Here is a 20707-nt window from a genome sequence, read left to right as displayed (position 1 = left end):
AACAGATATGACATCCATTCCTCAAACATATGGCAATAGACCATGTATTTGTAGAAAAATGATGAACATTGTCGTTAATCTCATTGTAACAACAAATCGAAAATTTGGTCAAGAGGCTGTCGTTTTAATTAAATTTTCCCATAATTTTCGGCTCTTTTGCCATTCCTGAGTTGCTGAATCCCCGCGGTATATAGATCTTTCATAGCTTTGGGTAAGCTGCTTCATCTCATTGGTAAAGAAATACGTATCTATATAATCTGCATATTCTCTCAATGTCTGGCCTTCAGGCCGTTTTAACCCGCTTCTTTTCAGCTGTTTCAACAGAATGGAATATGCCTTCTCAAATGCCTTGTCATCCTGATTCCTGCTATAAATGAGGATAATCAGCTTAGGCAGCCACTTTCTCCTTGTTCTATAGAAAATTAGAGCAGCGACGGTCAATATGATTACCGAAAAGATGATGATCTTACGGTTTTCTGCAAACCAGTTCTTCTGTTCCAATGAACTGCCGACAGCAGCCTTGTCCACCTCAGCCTGATCGGTTTCCGGTTTTTTTATATCTCGCACAGGCGGTTCTTCGTCAGGTCCGATTGTCCCTCCCGCGTCAGCCGTGCTTGAAGATACAAAAATTGCTTGATTGGTATATCCCTTCGTAGGTTCAAAAGGCACCCAACCAGCATTCGGGAAATATACCTCCACCCATGAATGGGCATTGTTATTCGTTACCTGGTACACTCTGTCACTGCCTATCAGAACCTCATCTCCGGATGTATATCCTTTCACCCATCTGGCGGGAATACCTGCCGAACGCAGAAGGACTACCATGGAAGTGGAGAAATTGTCACAATAACCTCTCATGGTTTCAAATAAAAACTGGTCTACATAGTCTTGTTCAGCAGATGGATATGGAATGTCATTCTGATCATAGACAAACTGTCCTCCATCAAAGTAATCCTCAACGGCCTTCGCCTTATCGTACCAATTGGTCTTTCCCGACGTTATTTCTTCAGCCAGCTGCCTCACCCGTGCAGGGAGCTGTTCAGGCAGTTGAAGGTATTTCTCCATTAGTTGGCCAGGAGGCAGCTCATCCAGGCTTTTAACCTTTTTTAATTCCTCCGTATCAAAACTTGGAATTTGATATTCTATTTTGTATTGTTTAAGCCTTCTCGAATTACCCGCATAATTATGGGCCGTGATTCGTTCCGATTGTAAATAGTAGCGGAACATGGAGCCATTTGAAGTGGTTAATTTAGTAATCCCCAAAGGCTCAGGATAAACCACATGACGGTGCAGCTCGCTTACTGTGACTTCCGCAGTTTCCTCCGTTGTTTTTACATCCGGACTATAAGCGGAAAAGTTTGTCTGCTCGCCGTCGTTAAATTGTGTAAACTCTTCATCCGGATTAAGGTATTCCCATCCTTTTCCTGTATAGTAGTCCTTATGCTCCACCTTCCAATAATGCTTTTCGGTTGCCTTTGCCTGGAATACGACGGAATCATCACCTATAAATCCTCCGCCAAGCGCAGAGTCATCCTCATCGTACCCTATCTTATTAACTCCTCCGCCTGTGCCGTTTCCGCTGACCTTATCGGAGTATGACTTTATAAAAGGTACGGGATCCGACCATTGAGGTTCCAGCTTTGGTGCCGCTAATCCAACATAAGAACTGAATCCCACCATTACAGCCAGCGGGACCAGCCATTTACGAAGATCCGAAACAGAAATTGCGAAGCGTTCTACATCCGCCAAACGGAAAAGCGCCAGAATTCCAAGCATCGAAAAGCCAATGACTACAAGCCGGATAATAGCATATGTTCCGACATACGGAGTAAAAGTATCAAGCACAGAGACATAAATGACCGTCAGCAAGAAAAATAAAAATATATTCTTTTTGACACGAATCCAGTAATGCAGGAGATATGTTACCAGCCACAGCAACACGAATACCAAGATCGTTTGGAATTCAAAACTAAACTCCCTAAAATCCCCACTTACCATATATGAAATATTCTCAAAAAGACTTCCGACAAAATCAAAAATCCAGGTAAGATCAAAAATGGAATGGTCATAATACAGCTGCCGCACAGCCAAAAGGGTATAGCCCGTTAAAACGATAAATCGCAGAAGGAACCGGATTCTTAGATAATGGAAGAGCAGCGACAATCCCATAAAAACAACAAACACAGTTGTTTTACTTGACTCCATGAGCTGTTTTACAGGCCCAAGCCATTCCCATAATAAAAAGAAAGCTAAAATATATAATAGGGCATGCATGTTTCGATTCATTCTTGTTTCTTGTATCACTGCGCAATCACCCCTGAAAGGCTGGACAAAATTTGTCCTTTGTTAATATATTTTACCCCTATCCCCCTTGCCAGTGAGGCCTCTCTTAACATGATTTCTTCCCTGGTAAGCGCTGATTTATTTTTTATAGAAAATACGGTGATTTGCTGACTCGTTTTAAAACTGGCAAGCGTTTCAATCGTGAAATAAGACAGGCTGCTTGTCACAATAATCAAGGCTGCGCTTGATGGAATCATATGTTTATTGGTTTCTACAATCTTCTCTATAGGAGGTCCTGCCGTTTCTTCTGCTAAGGCCAGGCTATAGAAAATCCTCTGTTTCTGCATTTCTCCTCCTTTTACCGAAAGAGGCTGTCCCCCATTTGCCCCAAGGCTAAAAAAACCAGTCTGAATCCCTTTTTTTATGATAGAATGCACGAACGATGCAGTATAGGATATCATGTCTTCAAAACATTCTGACGCAGTTTCATCCAGCACAAGGAACAGGTCATGGCTCTTTCGTTCCTCAAATTCCTTGGTCATAAAATCATTCTTCTTGGCAGTAGCCTTCCAGTTAATCCACGAGAACTGGTCTCCTTGCTGATATTCACGAACCCCGGTTACAATGGAGTTTTCACGCTGGAGGCGATTTGCTTTTCCAGCCTGCCCCTGGTCAAATAGATTATCGAGCTGCCTGTAGGGAAGCTCATAATAGGCCGGGAAGACAAGAAGTTTATTATATATGGGAAACTCTGTCTCCTTTTCAAATAGACCCAGGAAGTCACCCGTTTTAATGCGGACGCTTTTAAGAATATGTTCACCGCGGGGAAGGGTACTGATCGTATACAGCAAGGACACATTGCGTTTGAACCATGGAAACACCAGGATTTTTTTCTTTGCGGAGGTATTCTTTTCAAGTTTCTCTGGAAGCTGTTCCTCTATAAGTAAATAATACAAGGGAAAGGGTATTTTCCTCTGAATATTTAGCTCTACTTCCAAATTATCTCCCGCCCTGAATTCACTTTTGCTGACAATCCTGTCCACCGTAAAATCATGGATGGAATAAAAAGACAAGGCAATGGAATAAATAGCAAATGGAAGAAAGCTTGCAAACAGAAACCAACTGACAAAGCCCCCCTGGAACATCGCAAAAACAAAGGTGGCAGCAATCAATCCGCAAAGGCCCGCCAATTTCACAGAAGATTTCCAGCCGCTAGTAAAAGCAATCCTCTTCATTACTTCACAAGCCTTTTAACAGGAACTGGAATCTTGAGCATAATTTCATTGATAACTGTTTCAGCAGTCATCCCTTCATATTTAGCCTCCGATTTAAGGATAATACGATGGCTGAACACGGTTGGGGCCAAGTACTGGACATCATCAGGAAGCACATAATCCCGTCCATTCAGAAAGGCAAACGCCTGTGCCGCTTTCATCAGTGCAATCGAACCCCTTGGGCTGGCTCCCAGATATACACTGTTGTGATTCCGAGTACGCCTGGCTAGCTCCACAATATACCTTTTAATTGAATCTTCAACATGGACATTTTTCACTTCCTGCTGCAGTTCCCGCAATTCCTGGAGAGTAATCACGGGGTCCAGCTCCTCGATGGGGGGAACTTTTTGCGCGCGAGTTAAGACCTCAATCTCCTCAGCAAGCTCTGGATAGCCCATTTTTATCTTTAATAGAAAACGGTCCAGCTGAGCTTCCGGAAGCGGGTATGTCCCTTCGTATTCAATCGGGTTCTGGGTAGCCATTACAAAAAACGGTCTATCGAGCGTCCTTGTTACTCCATCTACGGTTACACTCGCTTCCTCCATTCCCTCTAGCAGAGCGGATTGGGTCTTAGGGGATGTGCGGTTAATTTCATCTGCCAAAATGATATTTCCCATAATAGGGCCTGCACGAAAGATAAATTCCTGCTCCTTCGGATTGAAGATGGAGACACCGGTTACGTCGGAGGGCAATAGGTCGGGGGTAAACTGAATCCGTTTAAAGCTCGCACTAATGGACTTAGCCAGGGCACGGACCATCATAGTCTTGCCGACACCCGGCACATCCTCAAGCAGCACATGCCCTTCAGCAAGCAATGCGACGAGGCTAAGCTCTGCAATATCTCTCTTTCCAATGATCACCTTTTCAATGTTACGCAGAATCATTTCTAGTTTAGGCTGCTTCGTTTCGTATATCATCTGGCCCTCCTGGGATTGTGTTTTAAGTTAAAAGTTATCTTTTAAATATTCGCTATGCCCCTTACAAAATCCTCCAAAATTCCTATCCAACCAGTCCAGTTTTTTTCTATGAATTGGCCCCTGACCAACGGCCAAGAGCGGTTACCCTGGTTAACATCTATCTAGTATCTTCCTATTACATCACGGTTAAAGATTCCAAGAGACAGCTTATAGCCTATTAGCCATTCACTTCTATCTACGTATTAATCTTTTATTTGTTCCCGGGTATATTGTCCTATTTTTCAAAAAACACAAAAAAGGCAATGTATCTAAATACACTGCTTTATTTTCGCGAATATATTATTTTTTGGTGAAACCCTCATATCATATTCTGCGCTTTGTTTAGCTCCAGTGTTGCTTTAATAAGATCTTTACATATAAATTGAAGCGGAGTACCAACGAATGAAGCCTAAAGAGGAAATTACCATCCTGATACCCTTTCTACTATTAAGATACAGGTATGTATATGCCATAAAAGAAAGGCACCAATAGTAAGAACAGCCATCCCCTACTGTCTTTTTGAAGGACATGAATGACCGCTCACCTTCATATATATCGTTCTTCAGCCGGCTTCCATTCCGAGTAGACATTAGTGACACCACGATTTTTGCAATGGCAGCAACATGGTAAGCAGCAAAAATTTTGAGACAAGCAGAGTAAAATAATCATCGATATAAACATCATTACACTTTGGTGTCTAAATAATTCTGTTTAGTAATAACAATATCAACGACAACTGCAAAGAAGATAAAAGAGAAAGGGATGATTTTCAACCCTTTCAGAATTAGAAAATGAAAATTTAATCAATCGTTTGATTAAATTTTCTAAAAAACCCATTGCCCTGAAACGCGTTTCATATTTTATGATAGTAGAAGTGGAGCACTGGCTGGCGTAACACAAATGTGGCGTTACGGCCAGTGTTTTTTAGCACAGATCACAGCACCTTTACCTTCACTCTATCAATCGCATTATACCCATACCCCTTTCGATTCCAGAAGGGCATCTCCGGCTGCACCCTTCCAGCGGAGTCTGTTGCTCTTGACAGGATTTCAAATTCACCTGGCTCTTCTGCCAGCCATGTGTAATTCCATCGGGAAAAAGAGTAATGTCGTCCGGGCGAGAGGGTAGCAGATGCCCAGGTTTTGCCGTTATCTAAACTGATTTCTACTTTATCCACAATCCCTTGGCCGGTCCAGGCCATTCCCTTGATCACCTGCACCCCTGTCTGTAATTCCTGCAAACTCTGTGGCCGCTGGATTGCGGAGTTCACATTCATGTAGGTGACTGGGAATCTTCCTTCATCCTTCTCTTTATGAGGATAAAAGACATAGTCTATCGTTTGATAAGGACCGTTAAACTTTTTATCAATTACTATGATACGCTTAAGCCATTTAACAGAGGCCATGGCATACCAGCCCGGTACAATAACCCTGAAAGGAAATCCATGCTTGAAAGGAATTGGCATCCCATTATATTCAAAGGCGATGATTGTATCTGGATGTAACGCAATATCCATCGGCAGGCTTCTCGCAAAATAAAAACTGCCATCTAAATCCTTCCTCTGTCCAAAATCATATGCTTCAAATACAACTTCCTGCGTCCCCGATAAAATACCCGCATTCTGCAGCAAGTGCCGAAGCGGAACACCAGTCCAATCCCCTTGGCTTAAAGCTCCCTTTTCCCACTGTTCCCCATAAACCTCAGGGCGAAAGAATTGGCGTTTATTGCCTGAACATTCGAGTATGGTCTTGATTGTCTTTGAGGGCATCTGCCTTATCTGTTCTAATGTAAAGACCAAAGTATGCTCTACATGGCCTGAAACTGGCAAAAATAATGCATCAGAAGTCAGATTGGGATACGCGAAATGATTTCGTTTGTAGAAGTATTTTTCCGGATATGTTTCTAATTCCAAAAAATGAACCGGAGATTCCTGATTTTCAGGATGCAGTTTTCGTGTGGTCAAATAAGGTTTTTCTTGCCGTATATTCATTAATCCCCTTTCCTTTCGTTTCCTGATGTCCCAAACATCCCTTAAATGCTCCTTCTGCTGGAATGCCTATAATAATGAATATGTACGGTCATGATGAAGAAATACTGATAAAAAATAACATTTCCACAGGCAGGCTTTGCAGGACAAATTTTAGATCCATTTCCAATAAAAGTGAGGGATAAGTTCCTATAGAAAGCTGGCACTTCGTGATAAACTTAACTTATCTATCATTCCCCTTTATCAATTGGAACAAGAAGGTGTACGCTCATGGACATCAAGCATTTACAATATTTCATAGAAGTAACCAGATTCAACAGCTTTTCACGGGCAGCCGAGCATTTATTCATTACTCAGCCTACCATCAGCAAGATGATCAAGAACCTGGAGACGGAGCTTGGAGTTGCTCTGTTCGACCGTTCCAGGAAGCAATTGGTCCTGACAGATGCCGGGAAAACCATTTTGGAACAGGCCAAATTAATTGATAAAGCTTTCAAGAATTTAGAAATGGAATTGGACAACCTAACTGGATTGAAAAAAGGGCATATTCGAATCGGTTTGCCGCCAATCTTTAATGCCCATATATTTCTGAAGATTGTTGGTGCGTTTCACGAAAAATATCCTGGCATTACGTTTCAGCTGGTCGAGGATGGATCGAAAAAAATTGAGGAAGATGTGGCAAACAATCTTCTGGATATCGGAGTCATTGTTCTCCCTACCAAGAGTGATCTCTTTGAACATTTTCCTTTTATGGTAGAGGATTTGAAACTGCTCATCCACCCATCACATCCGTTTGCAGAAAGAGAAGAAGTGCATTTAGTTGAGTTGGCCAAAGAATCATTTATTCTATTTAACAAGGACTTTGTTCTGAATGACCGGATTATTTCTTCATGTAATTCAAAAGGATTTACTCCGCATATTATTTCCGAAAGCTCCCAGCGGTCTTTTATCGAGGAAATGGTAGCAAGCAAACTAGGTGTTTCCCTTTTGCCGGAAAGTGTTTGCGATCATCTAAATGGAGATGTAAAGGCTGTCAGGGTTGCAAACCCTTCCATAAGCTGGAATTTGGCACTTATATGGAGCAAGCACCATTATTTATCCTATGCCGCCAAAGAATGGCTTAATTTTACGAAAGAAAAGCTGACCAAGGCCTACCGAAAAGAATAGCTTATGAAAGTTAGACTAACGCTTCCAAAAGAGGCGTTTTTTTTATTTATAAAATGCATAACTGTAAGCATTTACATAGATAAAAGCTATATTAAGGATAAAATATAACCATTTTACTATCACGGAAATGAGGCGTAAACTTGTGTCAGGCATGGAACTTCAAGCTTTTTACAACATGGATTGGAATTTCAACTGAGAATCCACATCATGAAAGGATGCAACATTATGGAAGCAAAAAAAGCCAAAGAAAGCCGCATTGTTAATACAGCACAAGTGTTATCTTGTGATTTAAATAATTATAATACATTGTTTGGCGGAGTTTTGATGAAGAAGCTGGACGATGCTGCCACATTATCTGCACGCAGGCATTCCCGAATTAAAGAATGTGTCACTGCATCAACAGACTCCATCGATTTCTTATGTCCGATCCACCAAACGGATTCAGTTTGTGTTGAGTCATTTGTAACATATACGGGAAAAACTTCTATGGAGATTTTCTGTAAAGTCATAGCTGAAGATATCATGACTGGCGAGCGCCGTATCGCAGCTACAGCATTTTTGACTTTTGTAGCCCTGGATGAAACCAAGCGTCCTGTGGAGGTCCCAGAGGTCATACCAGAAACAGAGGAAGAAAAATTCCTTTACGAAACAGCTAAAGAAAGAGCAGAAATCCGTAGATTCAGAAGGCAAAAGAGTAAGGAACTGGCTGCATACATCTCCCTTGAGAAACCTTGGGACAAATAAAAGGAGGAATAGTAAATGATAACTTTATCCAATATTGATGAGTTAAAAGCTGCTAAAGAAGCACTTGATAAGTTACAGAAAGACTATCCGGCCCTTTTTGAAAAACTGTCGGATATGGTGAATCTTACACGCGCATTCCAATTTAATTATGACTATCTTGGATGCCTTGTTATGGACGAGGATGCAAGCAAATGCACCCCTAAATTTGTATATGGCTCCGTCCTTCGCCTGTACAAAAAAGAAGTACAAAAATTAAAAGATGATCAGGATTGCGAAGTCTTGAAACAAACCTTTTCACAATTCAAACAAACAGGCTATGCAAAAATCAGCCAGCTAGTACTGGGTATGGCACCCGAATCATTAGTTGGTCCATCCAGCGTTAGATAATTTTCTCCAATATTCTTTAAAAAAGCAGGCCTCTTGGGGATAAAGGATTCCGTCTTGAGGTGCAGACTTGCAGACTTAATAAATGATAGTAAATTGGCACTCGAATTAACGAGTGTCTTTTTCTTTTTATATCAACGTTTATTCTAGTTAGGATAAAAAATGACACCTAAATGTCTAGACTATTCTCCACTTATGACAATACTTATTGTACAATGAAGCATCAATGCCAAATAAGGTGTCAAATACTATCATTGTTAAAGATTATTCAGTGCTTCGAAAATGCCACTTAAATGTGCTTCAATTCCCTGGAGATATGAAACTTCCTTCGAGGAATTCCAAGCAATAACAAATAAACTAAACGCCATTATAACAAAACTTGCAACCTTTATGTATTCAAGCAGATCTTTTTTCATATAAAAGCCCCCTCTATATTTTCTCTATCTAACTAGTTCATTAAAATTAATAAAAACACCTTTTTTTACTAACCTCCCCTGATAGGGAAATAAAAAAACGCACAAACAAAAAAGAGCCACAAAAATGGCTCTTCATCTATATCTTATATTCTTTTGGCCCCTAAGAATTTTGGTTTCCAATATGAATTGTTAGTGTAAAAGTATGATACACCTTTTGATGAAGATGAATTGATCACTTTTCCACTCCCTACATACATAGCCACATGAGTTGGCCTTGACGCTTTAGTCGGAGCATAGAAAAGGAGGTCACCCGGTTTTAAGGAACTTGAGCTGACCCTTGTCCCTTTTGTGTACATATCTCTTGCTGTACGAGGAAGAGTCTTCCCTGCTTTTGCGAAAGAATATTTGAGTAAACCTGAACAATCAAACCCGCTTGGCGTAATACCGCCCCATTTATATTTAACTCCCAAGTTGCTTTTTGCAACCGAGATGGCTTTCGTGTGGTAAGATGCTGCTTCTGCCTGCTGTGTGTCACCCACAGCTGTAAACCCAATGCTTAGCGTCGCTGTCATGGCTAATGTCGCGATAAATTTCTTGAACAAATTTGTTTACCCCCTGGAGTGATTTGCTAAACCCACTATAATGGATTTTTCAAAACAAAGTCATCACAGGAGAATTACAGTTATATTACAAAAATTATGATTGTTGTCCGTTTCCTTCCAGATCCCAGATGATTTCACCCACTTCACGAATAGATCACCTGCTTCACAAGATAATAAACAAAATCATACATTTGTAATTGATTTGAGAGAAATAGTTTACTAAACTTAGAACCGTATGGAGCATTATATTTCGATATCATCAGGTGGTCACCATGAAATTTACCTTCAAAAAGAAAATATATAGGTTTATAGCTTTTTTGCTTCTTTTTTTGGTAGGGTATCCATCCCTGCATATCCTAATAACCAATAAAGCGACCGAAAATCGCTTGGTTGAATATGAACCAACCGTAGCGAATGAACTAAAAAAATATGGATTGGATGAACTGACACCAGTTTTACTGGCAATAATGGATCAGGAAAGCCACGGAAAAGGGAACGATCCCATGCAGTCCTCAGAATCAGCAGGTTTGAAAAGAAATAGTATTACCAATCCAAATAAGAGTATTAAACAAGGGGTCTACCATTTTAGTCAAATGTATAAATACGGAACCAAAATGAAAGTGGATTTAAACACCATTATACAAAGTTATAATATGGGCCCTGGTTATATTCATTTTGTAGCACATAACGGATATCGGCATAGTGAAAAATTAGCAAAATCCTACTCTAAATCCCAGGTCGAAAAATCCCCTTCTCTATACACCTGTGGAAACGATATACGCAATTTTAGATATCCCTATTGTTTCGGAGACTTTTCTTATGCCCAAAAGGTGAATGAGAAACTGTCCAATATAAAGACAGCCCTGCGATAAGGTCCTATTTCATCAGTTGGTGCATTCTTGTATGGTTCCATATAAAAAAATCCAGCTCAGGGCTGGATTCAAATAGGGAAAAATCTTGGTTTAGTATTAGCTCCTACTATTCGAACAACATTTAATCTATTGTCGCAGATGTAATAAGATTTAATGATTTTCATGCTGCAAATAATGCCATGCTGATTTTCTATCCCAGATAAATACGGCTGCATTTAGAAATAATAACATGACCCTCAAATGCCAGGAAAAATCGTCATATAAACCCATAGTCCATGTGTATAAGAAATTGCCTACCATCCAATTCCTCCTTACACTAAGTTTTCTCTTGTGTGTTAATATTATCAGTTCTGGACTATAATTTGTAGCTATATGCCATTTATAAGTACCTAGGAAGATGCCCCATCAGGGTTGCTTGTATTAGGAGTTTTCGCCTCAATATAATAGATATGATGGCCTTCCACCTCCTTTACGGTGAATACGTATTGGCCTTCCAAAATCTCATCTCCACGCTTCACATCCAGACGCTGTGCAAGAAACCATCCTCCCAAAGTTTCCACGTTTTCTTCAGACAGGCTGGTCCCCAGTATCTCATTCACCTGTCTAAGAGAGATTTTGGCCTCAAAGATGTATTGTCCTGGTTTCACCTTTCTCACTTCCGGTACTTCTTCCGCATCGAATTCGTCCCTGATTTCCCCCACGATTTCCTCGAGGATATCTTCGACGGTCACAAGTCCTGACGTACCCCCATATTCATCATACAAAATCGCCATATGTACCCGTTGCTTTTGCATCGCAACAAGCAATTCCTGGATAGGAACCGTTTCTAAAACCTGAATGATGGGCCGTACATACGTGCTTAATCGGAACTCGCTTGTTTCGCCGGAAATTTCAGCTGTCAGGATCCGTTTAATGTTCACGAGGCCTAAAATATGATCTTTATCCTCTTTTACGACCGGATACCGGGTGTATTGTTCACGGCGTATGACATCAAGGATGGTATCCATATCATCCTCAATAGATAACGTCACAATTTCTGTCCTCGGTACCATGATCTCCCTTGCCACCCGTTCGTCAAACTCAAAGATATTATTCACGTATTTCATTTCTGTCTGGTTGATTTCGCCGCTTTCATAGCTTTCAGACAACAGAAAACGCAGCTCCTCTTCGGAATGGGCGACCTCATGCTCCGAGGCAGGCTCCAACCCAAACATCCTTGTCACCAAACGCGCCGCTCCGTTTAATGCCCAGATGAACGGAAACATAATCTTAGAAAACCAGATGATTGGCTTTGAAAACAAGAGCGTTACCGTCTCGGCTTTTTGTATGGCAACGGTTTTGGGGGCTAATTCGCCGATTACCACATGAAGAAAGGTGACAATAACAAAAGCAATGATAAATGAAACAATATTGGTCAAATCCTCGTTCAAGTGCAGCACCTCAAACAGGGGATGAAGCAGATTTTCAATCGTCGGTTCTCCAAGCCATCCTAATCCAAGAGCCGTCACCGTAATTCCCAATTGGCAGGCGGACAAGTATTCATCTAAATGGGAGATGACTTCCTTAGCTGCACGTGCCCCGTTACGTCCTTCTGAAATCAATTGCTCCACCCGCGATGGCCGGACTCGTATGATAGCAAATTCCGTTGCGACAAAGAATGCAGTTAAGGCGATCAAAACCGCCAAAAAGAATAAATTCATGAACTCCATAGAACTTCAACTCCTACATAGGTGGTCCGCCAAAAAATAGACAGAGCAGTCTAGCTTAGTATGTCCTGCCAGACCTGGCGTATCCCAAAACCATCCGAGCTGCCAGATCATAGAAATGTGAATATTCAATGAACACAGGTATTATAAATTGTCGAAATCTATTGAAACAATGTATGATATAAGAAACCATCACGTGATAGTTTGGAGGGTTTAATCATGGGAACGAGAAACTAAAGATCGGGGAATTAGCGGCACAAGCCAATGTTACGAAGCGAACCATTGATTACTACACGAATATGGGTTTGTTGAAAGCAGAACGTTCCGCATCCAATTATCGGTATTACACGCAGGATTCAGTCGAGAAACTTCGTTTTATTGAGCAATGTAAGCAAAGTCACCTTTCCCTTGAAGAGATCAAGGAAAAATTGATTGACCATCGGAAGGCAGATGCACAGGAAGTAACTATTAAAATTCAGGATTTGGAGCAGCAGCTTTCAGATGTGCTGACTTTACTGAAAGAAAACAAAATCACCAAGGACGATTTACGGACCAAGTATCTTTCCCCTGAAGGTCTGTCATTACTTCATTCGCTTTTACTTTTACTAGTTTAGGAGGAGATAGAGAATCATGTTTTTTCATCCAATGGATTTTTTAATTTTGATTGCCTTTGGAGTTTCCATCTGGGCCCAGTTCAGAGTAAAAGGCAATTTTAACAAATGGGCAGAGGTTCCCACACGTTCTCACATGACGGGTGCGGACGTAGCAAGACGAATCCTTGATAACAACGGGTTAAGCCACATTCCGATTGAAGTGGTGCCCGGTACCCTGTCAGACCATTATGACCCGCTAAGCAAAACGGTTCGTTTATCAGAGGCTGTGTATTACGGAGCTTCCATTGCATCCGTGTCTGTTGCAGCCCATGAAGTCGGCCATGCCATTCAGCATGCCCAATCATATGGTGCCCTTGTATGGCGTCACCGTATGTTCCCACTAGTCAACTTGACGTCCGGAGTGGCACCATTTCTATTATTAGGCGGATTTTTATTCCAGAGCCTATCCTTGATCGGTGTCGGGATTATTTTCTTCTCGGCAGCTGTTGCCTTCCAACTAATCACCTTGCCCGTAGAATTTAATGCCAGCTCGCGTGCCAAGAAACTGATGCTTGCCGAGGGCATGATTTATAACGATGAAGAAAGGGGCGTCAATAAAGTATTGAACGCAGCTGCCTTAACCTATGTGGCCGCAGCATTGATCTCCCTTTTGGAACTGATTAAATACGTAATGATTTTCTTTCAAGGAAACCAGGACGAAGAGTAAAAATTAACTGGACTGCTTCATCAGTCTTTCGGAGGTGTACGCCTTACTTAGTAAGGCCCTTATTTGGACATATTGAATTTATTTCTCATCGCAGTATTAATCGCATTAACAGCTTTCTTCGTGGCAACCGAGTTTGCCGTGGTAAAAGTAAGGAGTACCCGTATCGACCAATTGATTGAAGAGAACAAACCAGGGGCGAAGGCAGCCAAGCATGTCATCACTCATTTAGATGAATATTTGTCTGCCTGCCAATTAGGGATTACTGTAACGGCCCTCGGCTTGGGGTGGCTTGGTGAACCGACTGTGGAAAAGCTCTTGCATCCTCTCTTCGCCTATTTCAACTTGAATGAATCAGTGACACACATCTTATCCTTTGGTATTGCGTTTGCCTCTGTTACGTTTTTACACGTGGTGGTAGGTGAACTCGCTCCAAAGACGGTAGCGATTCAAAAGGCGGAAGCTGTCACTCTGTTATTCTCGAAACCGATCATCTGGTTTTATCGCATCATGTATCCGTTTATCTGGATCCTCAATGGTTCTGCCAGACTACTGGTTGGATTATTCGGACTAAAGCCAGCTACGGAACATGAAGGGTCACACTCTGAAGAGGAATTGCGATTAATTCTCTCCGAGAGTTATAAAAGTGGAGAAATCAATCAATCAGAGCTTACGTATGTGAATAACATCTTTGAATTCGATAACCGTATTGCCAAAGAAATCATGATTCCCCGGACCGAAATGGTCAGCATCTCCTTCGAAGATCACCTGGAAGATGTCTTCAAAGTCATCCGTGAGGAAAAGTATACACGTTATCCGGTTATCGATGGGGATAAGGACAACATCCTGGGTGTCCTGAACATTAAGGATGTATTAACCAGCATGGTGCCGGGAACATCTATAGGTAAAGTCCAGGATATTTCTGCTTTCATAAAGCCAGTTATTCGAGTGATTGAAACGATACCGGTTCATGACTTGCTTCTTAAGATGCAAAGGGAAAGAACTCATATGGCGATTTTAAGCGATGAATACGGCGGAACATCCGGCCTTGTGACCGTGGAGGACATCCTGGAGGAAATCGTAGGAGAGATCCGAGATGAATTTGACACGGATGAAATCCCAGATATTAAAGAAGTCTCAGAAGGCCATTACCTGCTCGAGAGTAAGGTATTGATCAGCGAAGTCAATGATCTACTGGGCACCAACTTGGATGAAGAAGATGTAGATACCATCGGTGGCTGGTTTCTGTCCCAAAATTATGATGCCAAAGTCGGCGATGTTATTATTCAGGAAGGATATTCGTTTAAGATTTTGGAAATCGAAGGCCATCATATCACCCGAATCGAAGTGAAAACATCAACTGTCGAACAAATGGAAGCATAAACGAAAGACCAGCGAGAGGGATCTAAGCCGTTCTCTTTTGGAGTACCAACAGGTATAAAAACACATATAAAAGTAACTAAAATAGCAGAGCAATTCGTATATGAATTCGTTCTGCTTTCTTATTGAATTAGCAACACTTTCTTAGTTATGGTTTAAATTACATCTATAATCGCATGCTGAATAGCAGCCTGTCTAAAAAATATTAGACAGGTGCGATTGGCATGGGATTTAGCATGCTATTACATCCATTTAAAAAACAGCGGCAGATTTATTTTGCCGCTGTGCTACCTTGAATATAAGCACCCGTTAACTAAAGAAAGTCATTCAGTATGCTTATATATTTTTCTGGTAGTAATTGCATTACACTTTACTAGCTTCCCTTTATAAGAAATGATTGCATCTATATCTTTTCCATAATCGCTTACTCACTCACGACACATACCATATGGTGCAACCACCCAACATTTTTCTATATCCTCGTATCAACAATCGTTTCAAACTCATGGTCTCCCTCAGATATAGACTTACCAATAGCCATTGCTTCGCCACATAATGTAATTCTTCCAACATTCGCTTAAAACGTGTACTGCTGAGTAAATCTTTCCCGTTTTCGTCTTTAACGCTAAACCACTGTGATGTCGTTCGTATTTATAATTCTTTTCAATAACTTCTTCTGCTTCATTAATCATTACATAATCTATATTTTCTACTGGTCTTACTTCTAACATAATAATTCTCCATGAATCGGACTTCGAACTTCAGAAGCTGATATGAAACCGACCTTGTCACCTTAGATACGGAGACCGCAACGGGAGCCGGACCCCAACTGTGTTCGTCCCTCTTATTTTAAACAAGCCTCCATTCCGGAACAGATGTATGCAGTAGTTGTGTCGAATTTTTTATATTGAAAATTTTTCTTTGAGGAGGGAATCTTGGCATGTTAGATAGAAGAATTACTGCACAACAGATTTTTGCGAGTGACCCAACCCGAGTTCTCAAAAGAAGCCGCTAAGGCGAGCCAAAATGCTAAACATTGTTTGGGTGAAGAAAAAAGGAATTGCATCTGATTTTTTTTGGTCGTTGGTGCTGCGAAAGTCCAAAAAAGAGCCGCCTATTGTAAGGTGGCTCGAGATGTCAGCCCCACAGAAAGTAAAAAGAACGGATATAACAATCAGCATACTGGAAATCATATTCATTTAGGAGGAAAACGTATGGGGATTAAATTGCCGAAAATTACGCCCTGTTTGTGCTTCGACCATCAAGCTGAGGAAGCTGCAAACTATTATGTGTCCATCTTCAAAAACTCATGGATTCGAAATGTCACTCGTGTTTCGGAAGAGGAACAATACGGAACTCCAGGTGCCGTCAGAACAATCAGCTTCGTGCTTGACGGGCATGAAATGATGGCTGCGAATGGCGGACCCTCATTTGTGATTGGAGACGGTGTTTCTTTGTATTTTGCCTGTGACTCCCAGCAAGAAATTGATATGTTGTGGGAGAAACTCTCTGATGGCGGTGAGAAGCAGGAATGTGGTTGGCTGAAGGATAAATTCGGTGTATCCTGGCAAATAGCTCCATCCAATGCGTGGGAGTTAGTGAATGATCCCGACCCAGCCAAATCGCAGCGAGTTACAGATGCAATATTCGGTATGACCAAACTTTCCATGGAACGAATAAATGCGGCATATTCGCGTAATTGAGGCTCGGGACATGGAATAAAACGCAGAATCATATTGAATCCTTTAAGATTAGCCACACAGATAGGTTCATTTCATTTTCCTGCTTTTATCTCTTTTTCTTCCTTAACCTGCCCAGTTATTTGAAGAAGAAGCTTCCTAGGAAGTTTTATTATATTACACGTATAAACTGCTAAAAGCAGTGCGATTTTGAATGCAAAATCCACTGCTTTTTTACTTGTTCTTATATATGTTTTTTCCTATGCGGGTACTCCAAAAGAGAACGGCTTAAGAGGAATCGCTGTCTATTCTTATCGGTATGGTTAAGTAAATCAAAATTCCTCATCACCCCCGTTGAAAAAACGTCGGCAGTAAGGACTTAGTTTTAATGCAAACTCATCCAATGGTACCTAGCCTTGTATAAAGTTCGGATTCCTAAGATCGAAGGTTTGCCGCTCGCTTCCTTCAGATTCCGCGTCACCATGGACACCCTTGCGTTAAGCTAACCACTACTACTGCCTTCATGGCTCCGTACTTACACCCTAAAGACTGCACTCATGCCGGGCGCACATTCATAAGAAAAAGGCAAACTAACCTGTCCCCTTGGCAAATAAGAAAAAGCTGTAGAAAAGCAGCTCTAGATTGTCAATTATAGTTAGTCGAAGAAGAAGAAATCTACTGATGGTTTGACACATTTAACAACTTTTTACCCTGGATATCTGCATGTCGCCGGGAAAACTCCATATCCCGGCCGCTTTACTGAAAAAGAAACATTCCCTTAACTGAGCCAGAGTTTGTAATGACATATTACAACTGTATTTGGGGAAGGAATCACATCACAAAAGGGCTGACTGGGCTTCGGGATTACTATTCCATTTGTGTTAGGTTTCATCATGGATATTGCGATACTTCTGGTTGTTTCGGTCTAAAAAGAGAACAGAGCCTTTATTATTGAGGAATGATTCGGATTGTAGCTCATAGCTGTATGGCCCATACGAATGGAACCAATGAATCGGCAAAGCTGTGATCCAGTTTGAGCTGAGCAGCTTACACAATACCTACGTACAATCTAATTTTTAAGGCTTCGGGATATTTAACGCTGTGTTTGTTGTTTGGGCATCCACTGCAAGCTGTTCATTAACATTCCGGGGATGATAATATCCGCTGTTTATCATGTAATCGCTTATGTTGCCGTGCAGATCAATGGCGTCATTTAACTGCTGGTGAAGGGCTTCACGTACTTCTGGAGTCGCAGCCTCTGTAAGGGCAAAAGCATAGTTTTTAATTCCTGACTTGGCAGAGATCAGCAAATCAGATGCGATCACCTGGTCTGTAATATCTCCCATCCCAATTAGGTTCTGGACGATTTGGTTCATTGTAATTGACCTCCGTTTGCGGAAAGTAAATTCTGAAGCTGTTGTACAGCCTGTTGTGATTGGGTAACGTCTTGTTCAAGAATGGCTTTTAAGGCAGGGTCCTGTGCCAGAGCACCCATGGAAGCAGACTTTGTTAAACAAGTATTTTTAAAAATCAGTAATTCATGCATCTCGAGAGTTTCATGAAGCCCTAAATTCCCTTGCATATTATCTCCTCCTTAATTAATTACGTAGTTTATATTCTCTCCGCTGTATTCCTTTTATACAAAAACCTCTATCCACTAAAGGTCCCCCATTTTGTTCCACCTACTCCCTCTAATATTTTTTAAGGAAATATATACATTAATAAAGAAAGTTACACTTACAGTCACTGGAAAGGAGCAGGATGAAAAGATGCCAAACGGAAAAGGAACACATGGCTATGCCAATGTAGAAAACTTTGACCCGAACAGGGAAGTAAAAGAAAGACCCAGTAAGAATGACCCTAAGAAGAACACAGACTCAAAGAATAAATGAGAGAAATCTGCAGTGATCAAAATAGCCCCGTAACGTATAGAGAAAACAACTATAGCAGAAAATAGCTGTGTTATTTACATGGAGGTGAACCTATTGGATTCAAGTAATTTAGCAAATCACGAAACGCTTGAGCTGCATGAAATGCTCAATTTTAAGACCACATGCGTGGTCAAGTCCAAAATGATGTCAGGGGTAGTCTTTGACCAGGATCTGAAAGCATTAATGGAAAAAGATGTGCAGCAATCCATGCAGGCATTGGAGTCATTGCAGAAGCTGTATAAAGTGCCAAACCCGGTGAATGAGGTGAATTATAATGATCAATGATTATATGGAAGTCGAAAATGCCGAGGGGATGCCCGAGCTGGCTGACGCTTCTTTAGCGATGGAATTCTTGTTAACGATAAAAACAGGCGTGCGGAATGCAGCAAATGCATTGGCGGAAACGGCCACACCCGAACTGAGAGAGGCGTTCAGGTCTCAAATGGAAGCGGGCCTCGCCCTGCACGGGGAACTGTCCAGCTTCATGATAGAAAAAGGATGGCTGCATCCATACAACTTGCAGGATCAATACAAGATGGACCTTAAGTCTGTAAAGGGAGCCTTAATGATAGGCGGTATGAATCTGTTCCCTGGGGATACCTCCCGTCTTGGAATGATGGCACAAATAGACAGTGATGAATAATAGGGAGGATGAAAAGAAATGAAAGCTGTTACCTTTCAGGGCATTAAGGATGTCAGGGTAAAGGAAGTCCCGGATCCGAAGATTGAGAAAAAAGACGATATTATTGTGAAAATTACCACCTCAGCGATTTGCGGCTCCGATCTTCATTTAATACATGGAATGATTCCGAATTTTCCCGAGGATTATATCATCGGCCATGAGCCGATGGGGATTGTCGAAGAGGTCGGTCCGGATGTGACCAAATTAAAAAAGGGCGACCGCGTAATCATCCCGTTCAATGTGGCATGCGGAGAATGTTTCTACTGTAAGAATCATTTGGAGAGCCAATGCGATAATTCAAATGATAATGGTGAAATGGGAGGATTCTTCGGCTACTCGGACTTGACGGGCGGCTATCCTGGGGGGCAGGCTGAGTTTCTCAGGGTGCCTTTTGCGAATTTTACCCCATTTAAGATCCCGGAAAACAGTGAAGTGGCAGATGAACAATTGGTGCTGCTTGCCGACGCCGCTTCGACGGCCTTTTGGTCAGTGGATAACGCAGGGGTAAAATCCGGTGACACGGTCGTAATCCTTGGCTGCGGCCCAGTAGGACTCCTTGCCCAGAAATGGGCCTGGTTCAAGGGGGCAAAAAGAGTCATCGCCGTGGATTACATCAACTATCGCCTGGAGCATGCCAAAAGGACGAACAAGGTTGAAATCGTCAACTTCGAACAGCATGAAAATACAGGAGAATACCTGAAGGAAATAACAGGGGGCGGAGCCGATGTTGTCATTGATGCCGTAGGAATGGACGGAAAAATGACACCGATGGAATACCTGGGTACCGGCCTGAAGCTTCAGGGCGGTACCATGAGTGCACTGGTCATCGCAAGCCAGGCGGTTAGAAAAGGCGGCACGATCCAGGTTACGGGTGTTTATGGGGGCCGTTATAATGCATTCCCTCTAGGAGACATCTTCCAGCGGAATGTGAATATAAGAACAGGACAAGCTCCTGTAATCCATTATATGCCTTTTATCTACGATCTTGTTTCCCAGGGGAAAGTCGATATCGGCGATGTGGTCACACATGTTCTGCCGCTGGATCAGGCAGAAAAAGGCTATGAATATTTTGATACCAGAACAGATAACTGCATTAAGGTGATCCTGAAGCCATAAGGAGGAAAGTGGGAATCTTTTTCCCCAACTCCGGCTTAAACCGTACATTCATGAAAAAGGCCTTTAGTTCCGCTTAAATAAAAGAATATATGTCTTACTAACATAGCACTGGCCTAAAGGCGATTCATAAGTGTAAGAACAAGACAACATCCGGAAAGCCAACTAAGTGCTAAATGCATCACTTAATTTTTCCAGTACAAATTTTGATACT

At 41.7% G+C, this 20707-nt stretch carries 22 protein-coding genes and 1 pseudogene; 13 read left to right on the top strand and 10 right to left on the bottom strand.

All coding sequences use genetic code 11. The annotated features are described in order from the left end of the window. Positions 1–108: 108 nt before the first annotated feature. The 4 genes from V1500_RS02175 to V1500_RS02160 form a co-directional block, all read right to left on the bottom strand. Entirely contained in the window at positions 109–2304 is a 2196-nt protein-coding gene (locus V1500_RS02175) for a DUF4129 domain-containing transglutaminase family protein (RefSeq protein WP_409304005.1), read from the bottom strand. Next, positions 2301–3518, bottom strand: coding sequence for a DUF58 domain-containing protein (locus V1500_RS02170; protein ID WP_409304004.1), 1218 nt, complete (start codon positions 3516–3518; stop codon positions 2301–2303). The genes V1500_RS02175 and V1500_RS02170 overlap by 4 nt, the downstream gene beginning before the upstream one ends. Further along, positions 3518–4474, bottom strand: a complete 957-nt coding sequence (locus V1500_RS02165) for an AAA family ATPase (RefSeq protein WP_409304003.1) — start codon at positions 4472–4474, stop codon at positions 3518–3520. The genes V1500_RS02170 and V1500_RS02165 overlap by 1 nt, the downstream gene beginning before the upstream one ends. A gap of 973 nt (positions 4475–5447) precedes the next feature. Next, positions 5448–6503 (bottom strand): sulfite oxidase, encoded by a 1056-nt coding sequence (locus tag V1500_RS02160; RefSeq protein WP_409304002.1) that lies wholly within the window; start codon positions 6501–6503, stop codon positions 5448–5450. A 267-nt stretch (positions 6504–6770) separates the two neighbouring features. On the opposite strand from V1500_RS02160, the gene cidR reads away from it, so the two are divergent. From cidR to V1500_RS02145, 3 genes are all read left to right on the top strand, one after another. Then, positions 6771–7667 carry a cidABC operon transcriptional activator CidR gene (gene cidR, locus V1500_RS02155; RefSeq protein ID WP_409304001.1) on the top strand — a complete coding sequence of 299 codons (897 nt, stop codon included), beginning with the start codon at positions 6771–6773 and terminating at the stop codon, positions 7665–7667. A gap of 225 nt (positions 7668–7892) precedes the next feature. After that, positions 7893–8411 carry an acyl-CoA thioesterase gene (locus tag V1500_RS02150; RefSeq protein ID WP_409304000.1) on the top strand — a complete coding sequence of 173 codons (519 nt, stop codon included), beginning with the start codon at positions 7893–7895 and terminating at the stop codon, positions 8409–8411. Positions 8412–8426: 15 nt separating this feature from the next. Beyond that, positions 8427–8798 carry a hypothetical protein gene (locus V1500_RS02145; protein ID WP_409303999.1) on the top strand — a complete coding sequence of 124 codons (372 nt, stop codon included), beginning with the start codon at positions 8427–8429 and terminating at the stop codon, positions 8796–8798. A 254-nt stretch (positions 8799–9052) separates the two neighbouring features. Here the strand turns inward: V1500_RS02145 and V1500_RS02140 are convergent, their stop codons facing one another. Both V1500_RS02140 and V1500_RS02135 read right to left on the bottom strand, forming a co-directional pair. Further along, entirely contained in the window at positions 9053–9211 is a 159-nt protein-coding gene (locus V1500_RS02140) for a hypothetical protein (RefSeq protein WP_409303998.1), read from the bottom strand. A 143-nt stretch (positions 9212–9354) separates the two neighbouring features. Next, on the bottom strand, positions 9355–9813 hold the full coding sequence (locus V1500_RS02135) for a C40 family peptidase (RefSeq protein WP_409303997.1): 459 nt from the start codon (positions 9811–9813) through the stop codon (positions 9355–9357). Positions 9814–10085: 272 nt separating this feature from the next. On the opposite strand from V1500_RS02135, the gene V1500_RS02130 reads away from it, so the two are divergent. Continuing rightward, positions 10086–10685, top strand: coding sequence for a lysozyme family protein (locus V1500_RS02130; protein WP_409303996.1), 600 nt, complete (start codon positions 10086–10088; stop codon positions 10683–10685). 389 nt (positions 10686–11074) lie between these two features. Here the strand turns inward: V1500_RS02130 and V1500_RS02125 are convergent, their stop codons facing one another. Next, entirely contained in the window at positions 11075–12394 is a 1320-nt protein-coding gene (locus V1500_RS02125) for a hemolysin family protein (protein WP_409303995.1), read from the bottom strand. 236 nt (positions 12395–12630) lie between these two features. Between V1500_RS02125 and V1500_RS02120 the strand changes: the two genes are divergently transcribed. The 3 genes from V1500_RS02120 to V1500_RS02110 all read left to right on the top strand — a co-directional run bounded on the left by V1500_RS02120 (position 12631) and on the right by V1500_RS02110 (position 15091). Next, entirely contained in the window at positions 12631–13005 is a 375-nt protein-coding gene (locus V1500_RS02120; protein WP_409305892.1) for a MerR family transcriptional regulator, read from the top strand. A 16-nt stretch (positions 13006–13021) separates the two neighbouring features. Next, a complete protein-coding gene (locus V1500_RS02115) occupies positions 13022–13711 on the top strand; it encodes a zinc metallopeptidase (protein WP_409303994.1) in 690 nt (229 codons plus the stop codon). A 63-nt stretch (positions 13712–13774) separates the two neighbouring features. After that, entirely contained in the window at positions 13775–15091 is a 1317-nt protein-coding gene (locus tag V1500_RS02110) for a hemolysin family protein (protein ID WP_409303993.1), read from the top strand. Positions 15092–15401: 310 nt separating this feature from the next. Here the strand turns inward: V1500_RS02110 and V1500_RS02105 are convergent. After that, a pseudogene (locus V1500_RS02105) lies at positions 15402–15819 on the bottom strand (cytidine deaminase). A 295-nt stretch (positions 15820–16114) separates the two neighbouring features. Between V1500_RS02105 and V1500_RS02100 the strand changes: the two are divergent. Both V1500_RS02100 and V1500_RS02095 read left to right on the top strand, forming a co-directional pair. Continuing rightward, positions 16115–16291 (top strand): hypothetical protein, encoded by a 177-nt coding sequence (locus V1500_RS02100; protein WP_409303992.1) that lies wholly within the window; start codon positions 16115–16117, stop codon positions 16289–16291. Positions 16292–16302: 11 nt separating this feature from the next. Next, positions 16303–16791: a VOC family protein gene (locus tag V1500_RS02095; protein WP_409303991.1), complete on the top strand. Its 489-nt coding sequence runs from the start codon at positions 16303–16305 to the stop codon at positions 16789–16791. A 1052-nt stretch (positions 16792–17843) separates the two neighbouring features. On the opposite strand, the gene V1500_RS02090 is transcribed toward V1500_RS02095, so the two are convergent. Both V1500_RS02090 and V1500_RS02085 read right to left on the bottom strand, forming a co-directional pair. After that, on the bottom strand, positions 17844–18143 hold the full coding sequence (locus V1500_RS02090; RefSeq protein WP_409303990.1) for a spore coat protein: 300 nt from the start codon (positions 18141–18143) through the stop codon (positions 17844–17846). Next, entirely contained in the window at positions 18140–18349 is a 210-nt protein-coding gene (locus V1500_RS02085; protein WP_409303989.1) for a hypothetical protein, read from the bottom strand. The genes V1500_RS02090 and V1500_RS02085 overlap by 4 nt, the downstream gene beginning before the upstream one ends. 187 nt (positions 18350–18536) lie before the next feature. On the opposite strand from V1500_RS02085, the gene V1500_RS02080 reads away from it, so the two are divergent. The 4 genes from V1500_RS02080 to V1500_RS02065 all read left to right on the top strand — a co-directional run bounded on the left by V1500_RS02080 (position 18537) and on the right by V1500_RS02065 (position 20496). Beyond that, positions 18537–18659 carry a hypothetical protein gene (locus tag V1500_RS02080; protein ID WP_409303988.1) on the top strand — a complete coding sequence of 41 codons (123 nt, stop codon included), beginning with the start codon at positions 18537–18539 and terminating at the stop codon, positions 18657–18659. A 78-nt stretch (positions 18660–18737) separates the two neighbouring features. Beyond that, positions 18738–18983, top strand: a complete 246-nt coding sequence (locus V1500_RS02075; protein ID WP_409303987.1) for a spore coat protein — start codon at positions 18738–18740, stop codon at positions 18981–18983. Next, positions 18973–19341: a spore coat protein gene (locus V1500_RS02070; protein ID WP_409303986.1), complete on the top strand. Its 369-nt coding sequence runs from the start codon at positions 18973–18975 to the stop codon at positions 19339–19341. Before V1500_RS02075 ends, V1500_RS02070 begins: the two co-directional genes overlap by 11 nt. Before the next feature lie 18 nt (positions 19342–19359). Further along, on the top strand, positions 19360–20496 hold the full coding sequence (locus V1500_RS02065; protein ID WP_409303985.1) for a zinc-dependent alcohol dehydrogenase: 1137 nt from the start codon (positions 19360–19362) through the stop codon (positions 20494–20496). Positions 20497–20707: the final 211 nt, after the last annotated feature.

Source organism: Peribacillus sedimenti (assembly GCF_046237635.1).
GTDB classification, from domain to species: domain Bacteria; phylum Bacillota; class Bacilli; order Bacillales; family DSM-1321; genus Peribacillus; species Peribacillus sedimenti.
The sequence above is the reverse complement of the archived record's forward strand: the minus strand, read 5'-3'. Positions and strand labels throughout refer to the sequence as shown.

Coding starts and splice junctions, on each gene's coding strand:
- V1500_RS02170 (WP_409304004.1), bottom strand. CDS start 3,518: ATGAAGAGGATTGCTTTTACTAGCGGCTGGAAATCTTCTGTGAAATTG.
- V1500_RS02165 (WP_409304003.1), bottom strand. CDS start 4,474: ATGATATACGAAACGAAGCAGCCTAAACTAGAAATGATTCTGCGTAAC.
- V1500_RS02160 (WP_409304002.1), bottom strand. CDS start 6,503: ATGAATATACGGCAAGAAAAACCTTATTTGACCACACGAAAACTGCAT.
- cidR (WP_409304001.1), top strand. CDS start 6,771: ATGGACATCAAGCATTTACAATATTTCATAGAAGTAACCAGATTCAAC.
- V1500_RS02150 (WP_409304000.1), top strand. CDS start 7,893: ATGGAAGCAAAAAAAGCCAAAGAAAGCCGCATTGTTAATACAGCACAA.
- V1500_RS02145 (WP_409303999.1), top strand. CDS start 8,427: ATGATAACTTTATCCAATATTGATGAGTTAAAAGCTGCTAAAGAAGCA.
- V1500_RS02140 (WP_409303998.1), bottom strand. CDS start 9,211: ATGAAAAAAGATCTGCTTGAATACATAAAGGTTGCAAGTTTTGTTATA.
- V1500_RS02130 (WP_409303996.1), top strand. CDS start 10,086: ATGAAATTTACCTTCAAAAAGAAAATATATAGGTTTATAGCTTTTTTG.
- V1500_RS02125 (WP_409303995.1), bottom strand. CDS start 12,394: ATGGAGTTCATGAATTTATTCTTTTTGGCGGTTTTGATCGCCTTAACT.
- V1500_RS02115 (WP_409303994.1), top strand. CDS start 13,022: ATGTTTTTTCATCCAATGGATTTTTTAATTTTGATTGCCTTTGGAGTT.
- V1500_RS02100 (WP_409303992.1), top strand. CDS start 16,115: ATGCTAAACATTGTTTGGGTGAAGAAAAAAGGAATTGCATCTGATTTT.
- V1500_RS02095 (WP_409303991.1), top strand. CDS start 16,303: ATGGGGATTAAATTGCCGAAAATTACGCCCTGTTTGTGCTTCGACCAT.
- V1500_RS02090 (WP_409303990.1), bottom strand. CDS start 18,143: ATGAACCAAATCGTCCAGAACCTAATTGGGATGGGAGATATTACAGAC.
- V1500_RS02085 (WP_409303989.1), bottom strand. CDS start 18,349: ATGCAAGGGAATTTAGGGCTTCATGAAACTCTCGAGATGCATGAATTA.
- V1500_RS02080 (WP_409303988.1), top strand. CDS start 18,537: ATGCCAAACGGAAAAGGAACACATGGCTATGCCAATGTAGAAAACTTT.
- V1500_RS02075 (WP_409303987.1), top strand. CDS start 18,738: ATGGAGGTGAACCTATTGGATTCAAGTAATTTAGCAAATCACGAAACG.
- V1500_RS02070 (WP_409303986.1), top strand. CDS start 18,973: ATGATCAATGATTATATGGAAGTCGAAAATGCCGAGGGGATGCCCGAG.
- V1500_RS02065 (WP_409303985.1), top strand. CDS start 19,360: ATGAAAGCTGTTACCTTTCAGGGCATTAAGGATGTCAGGGTAAAGGAA.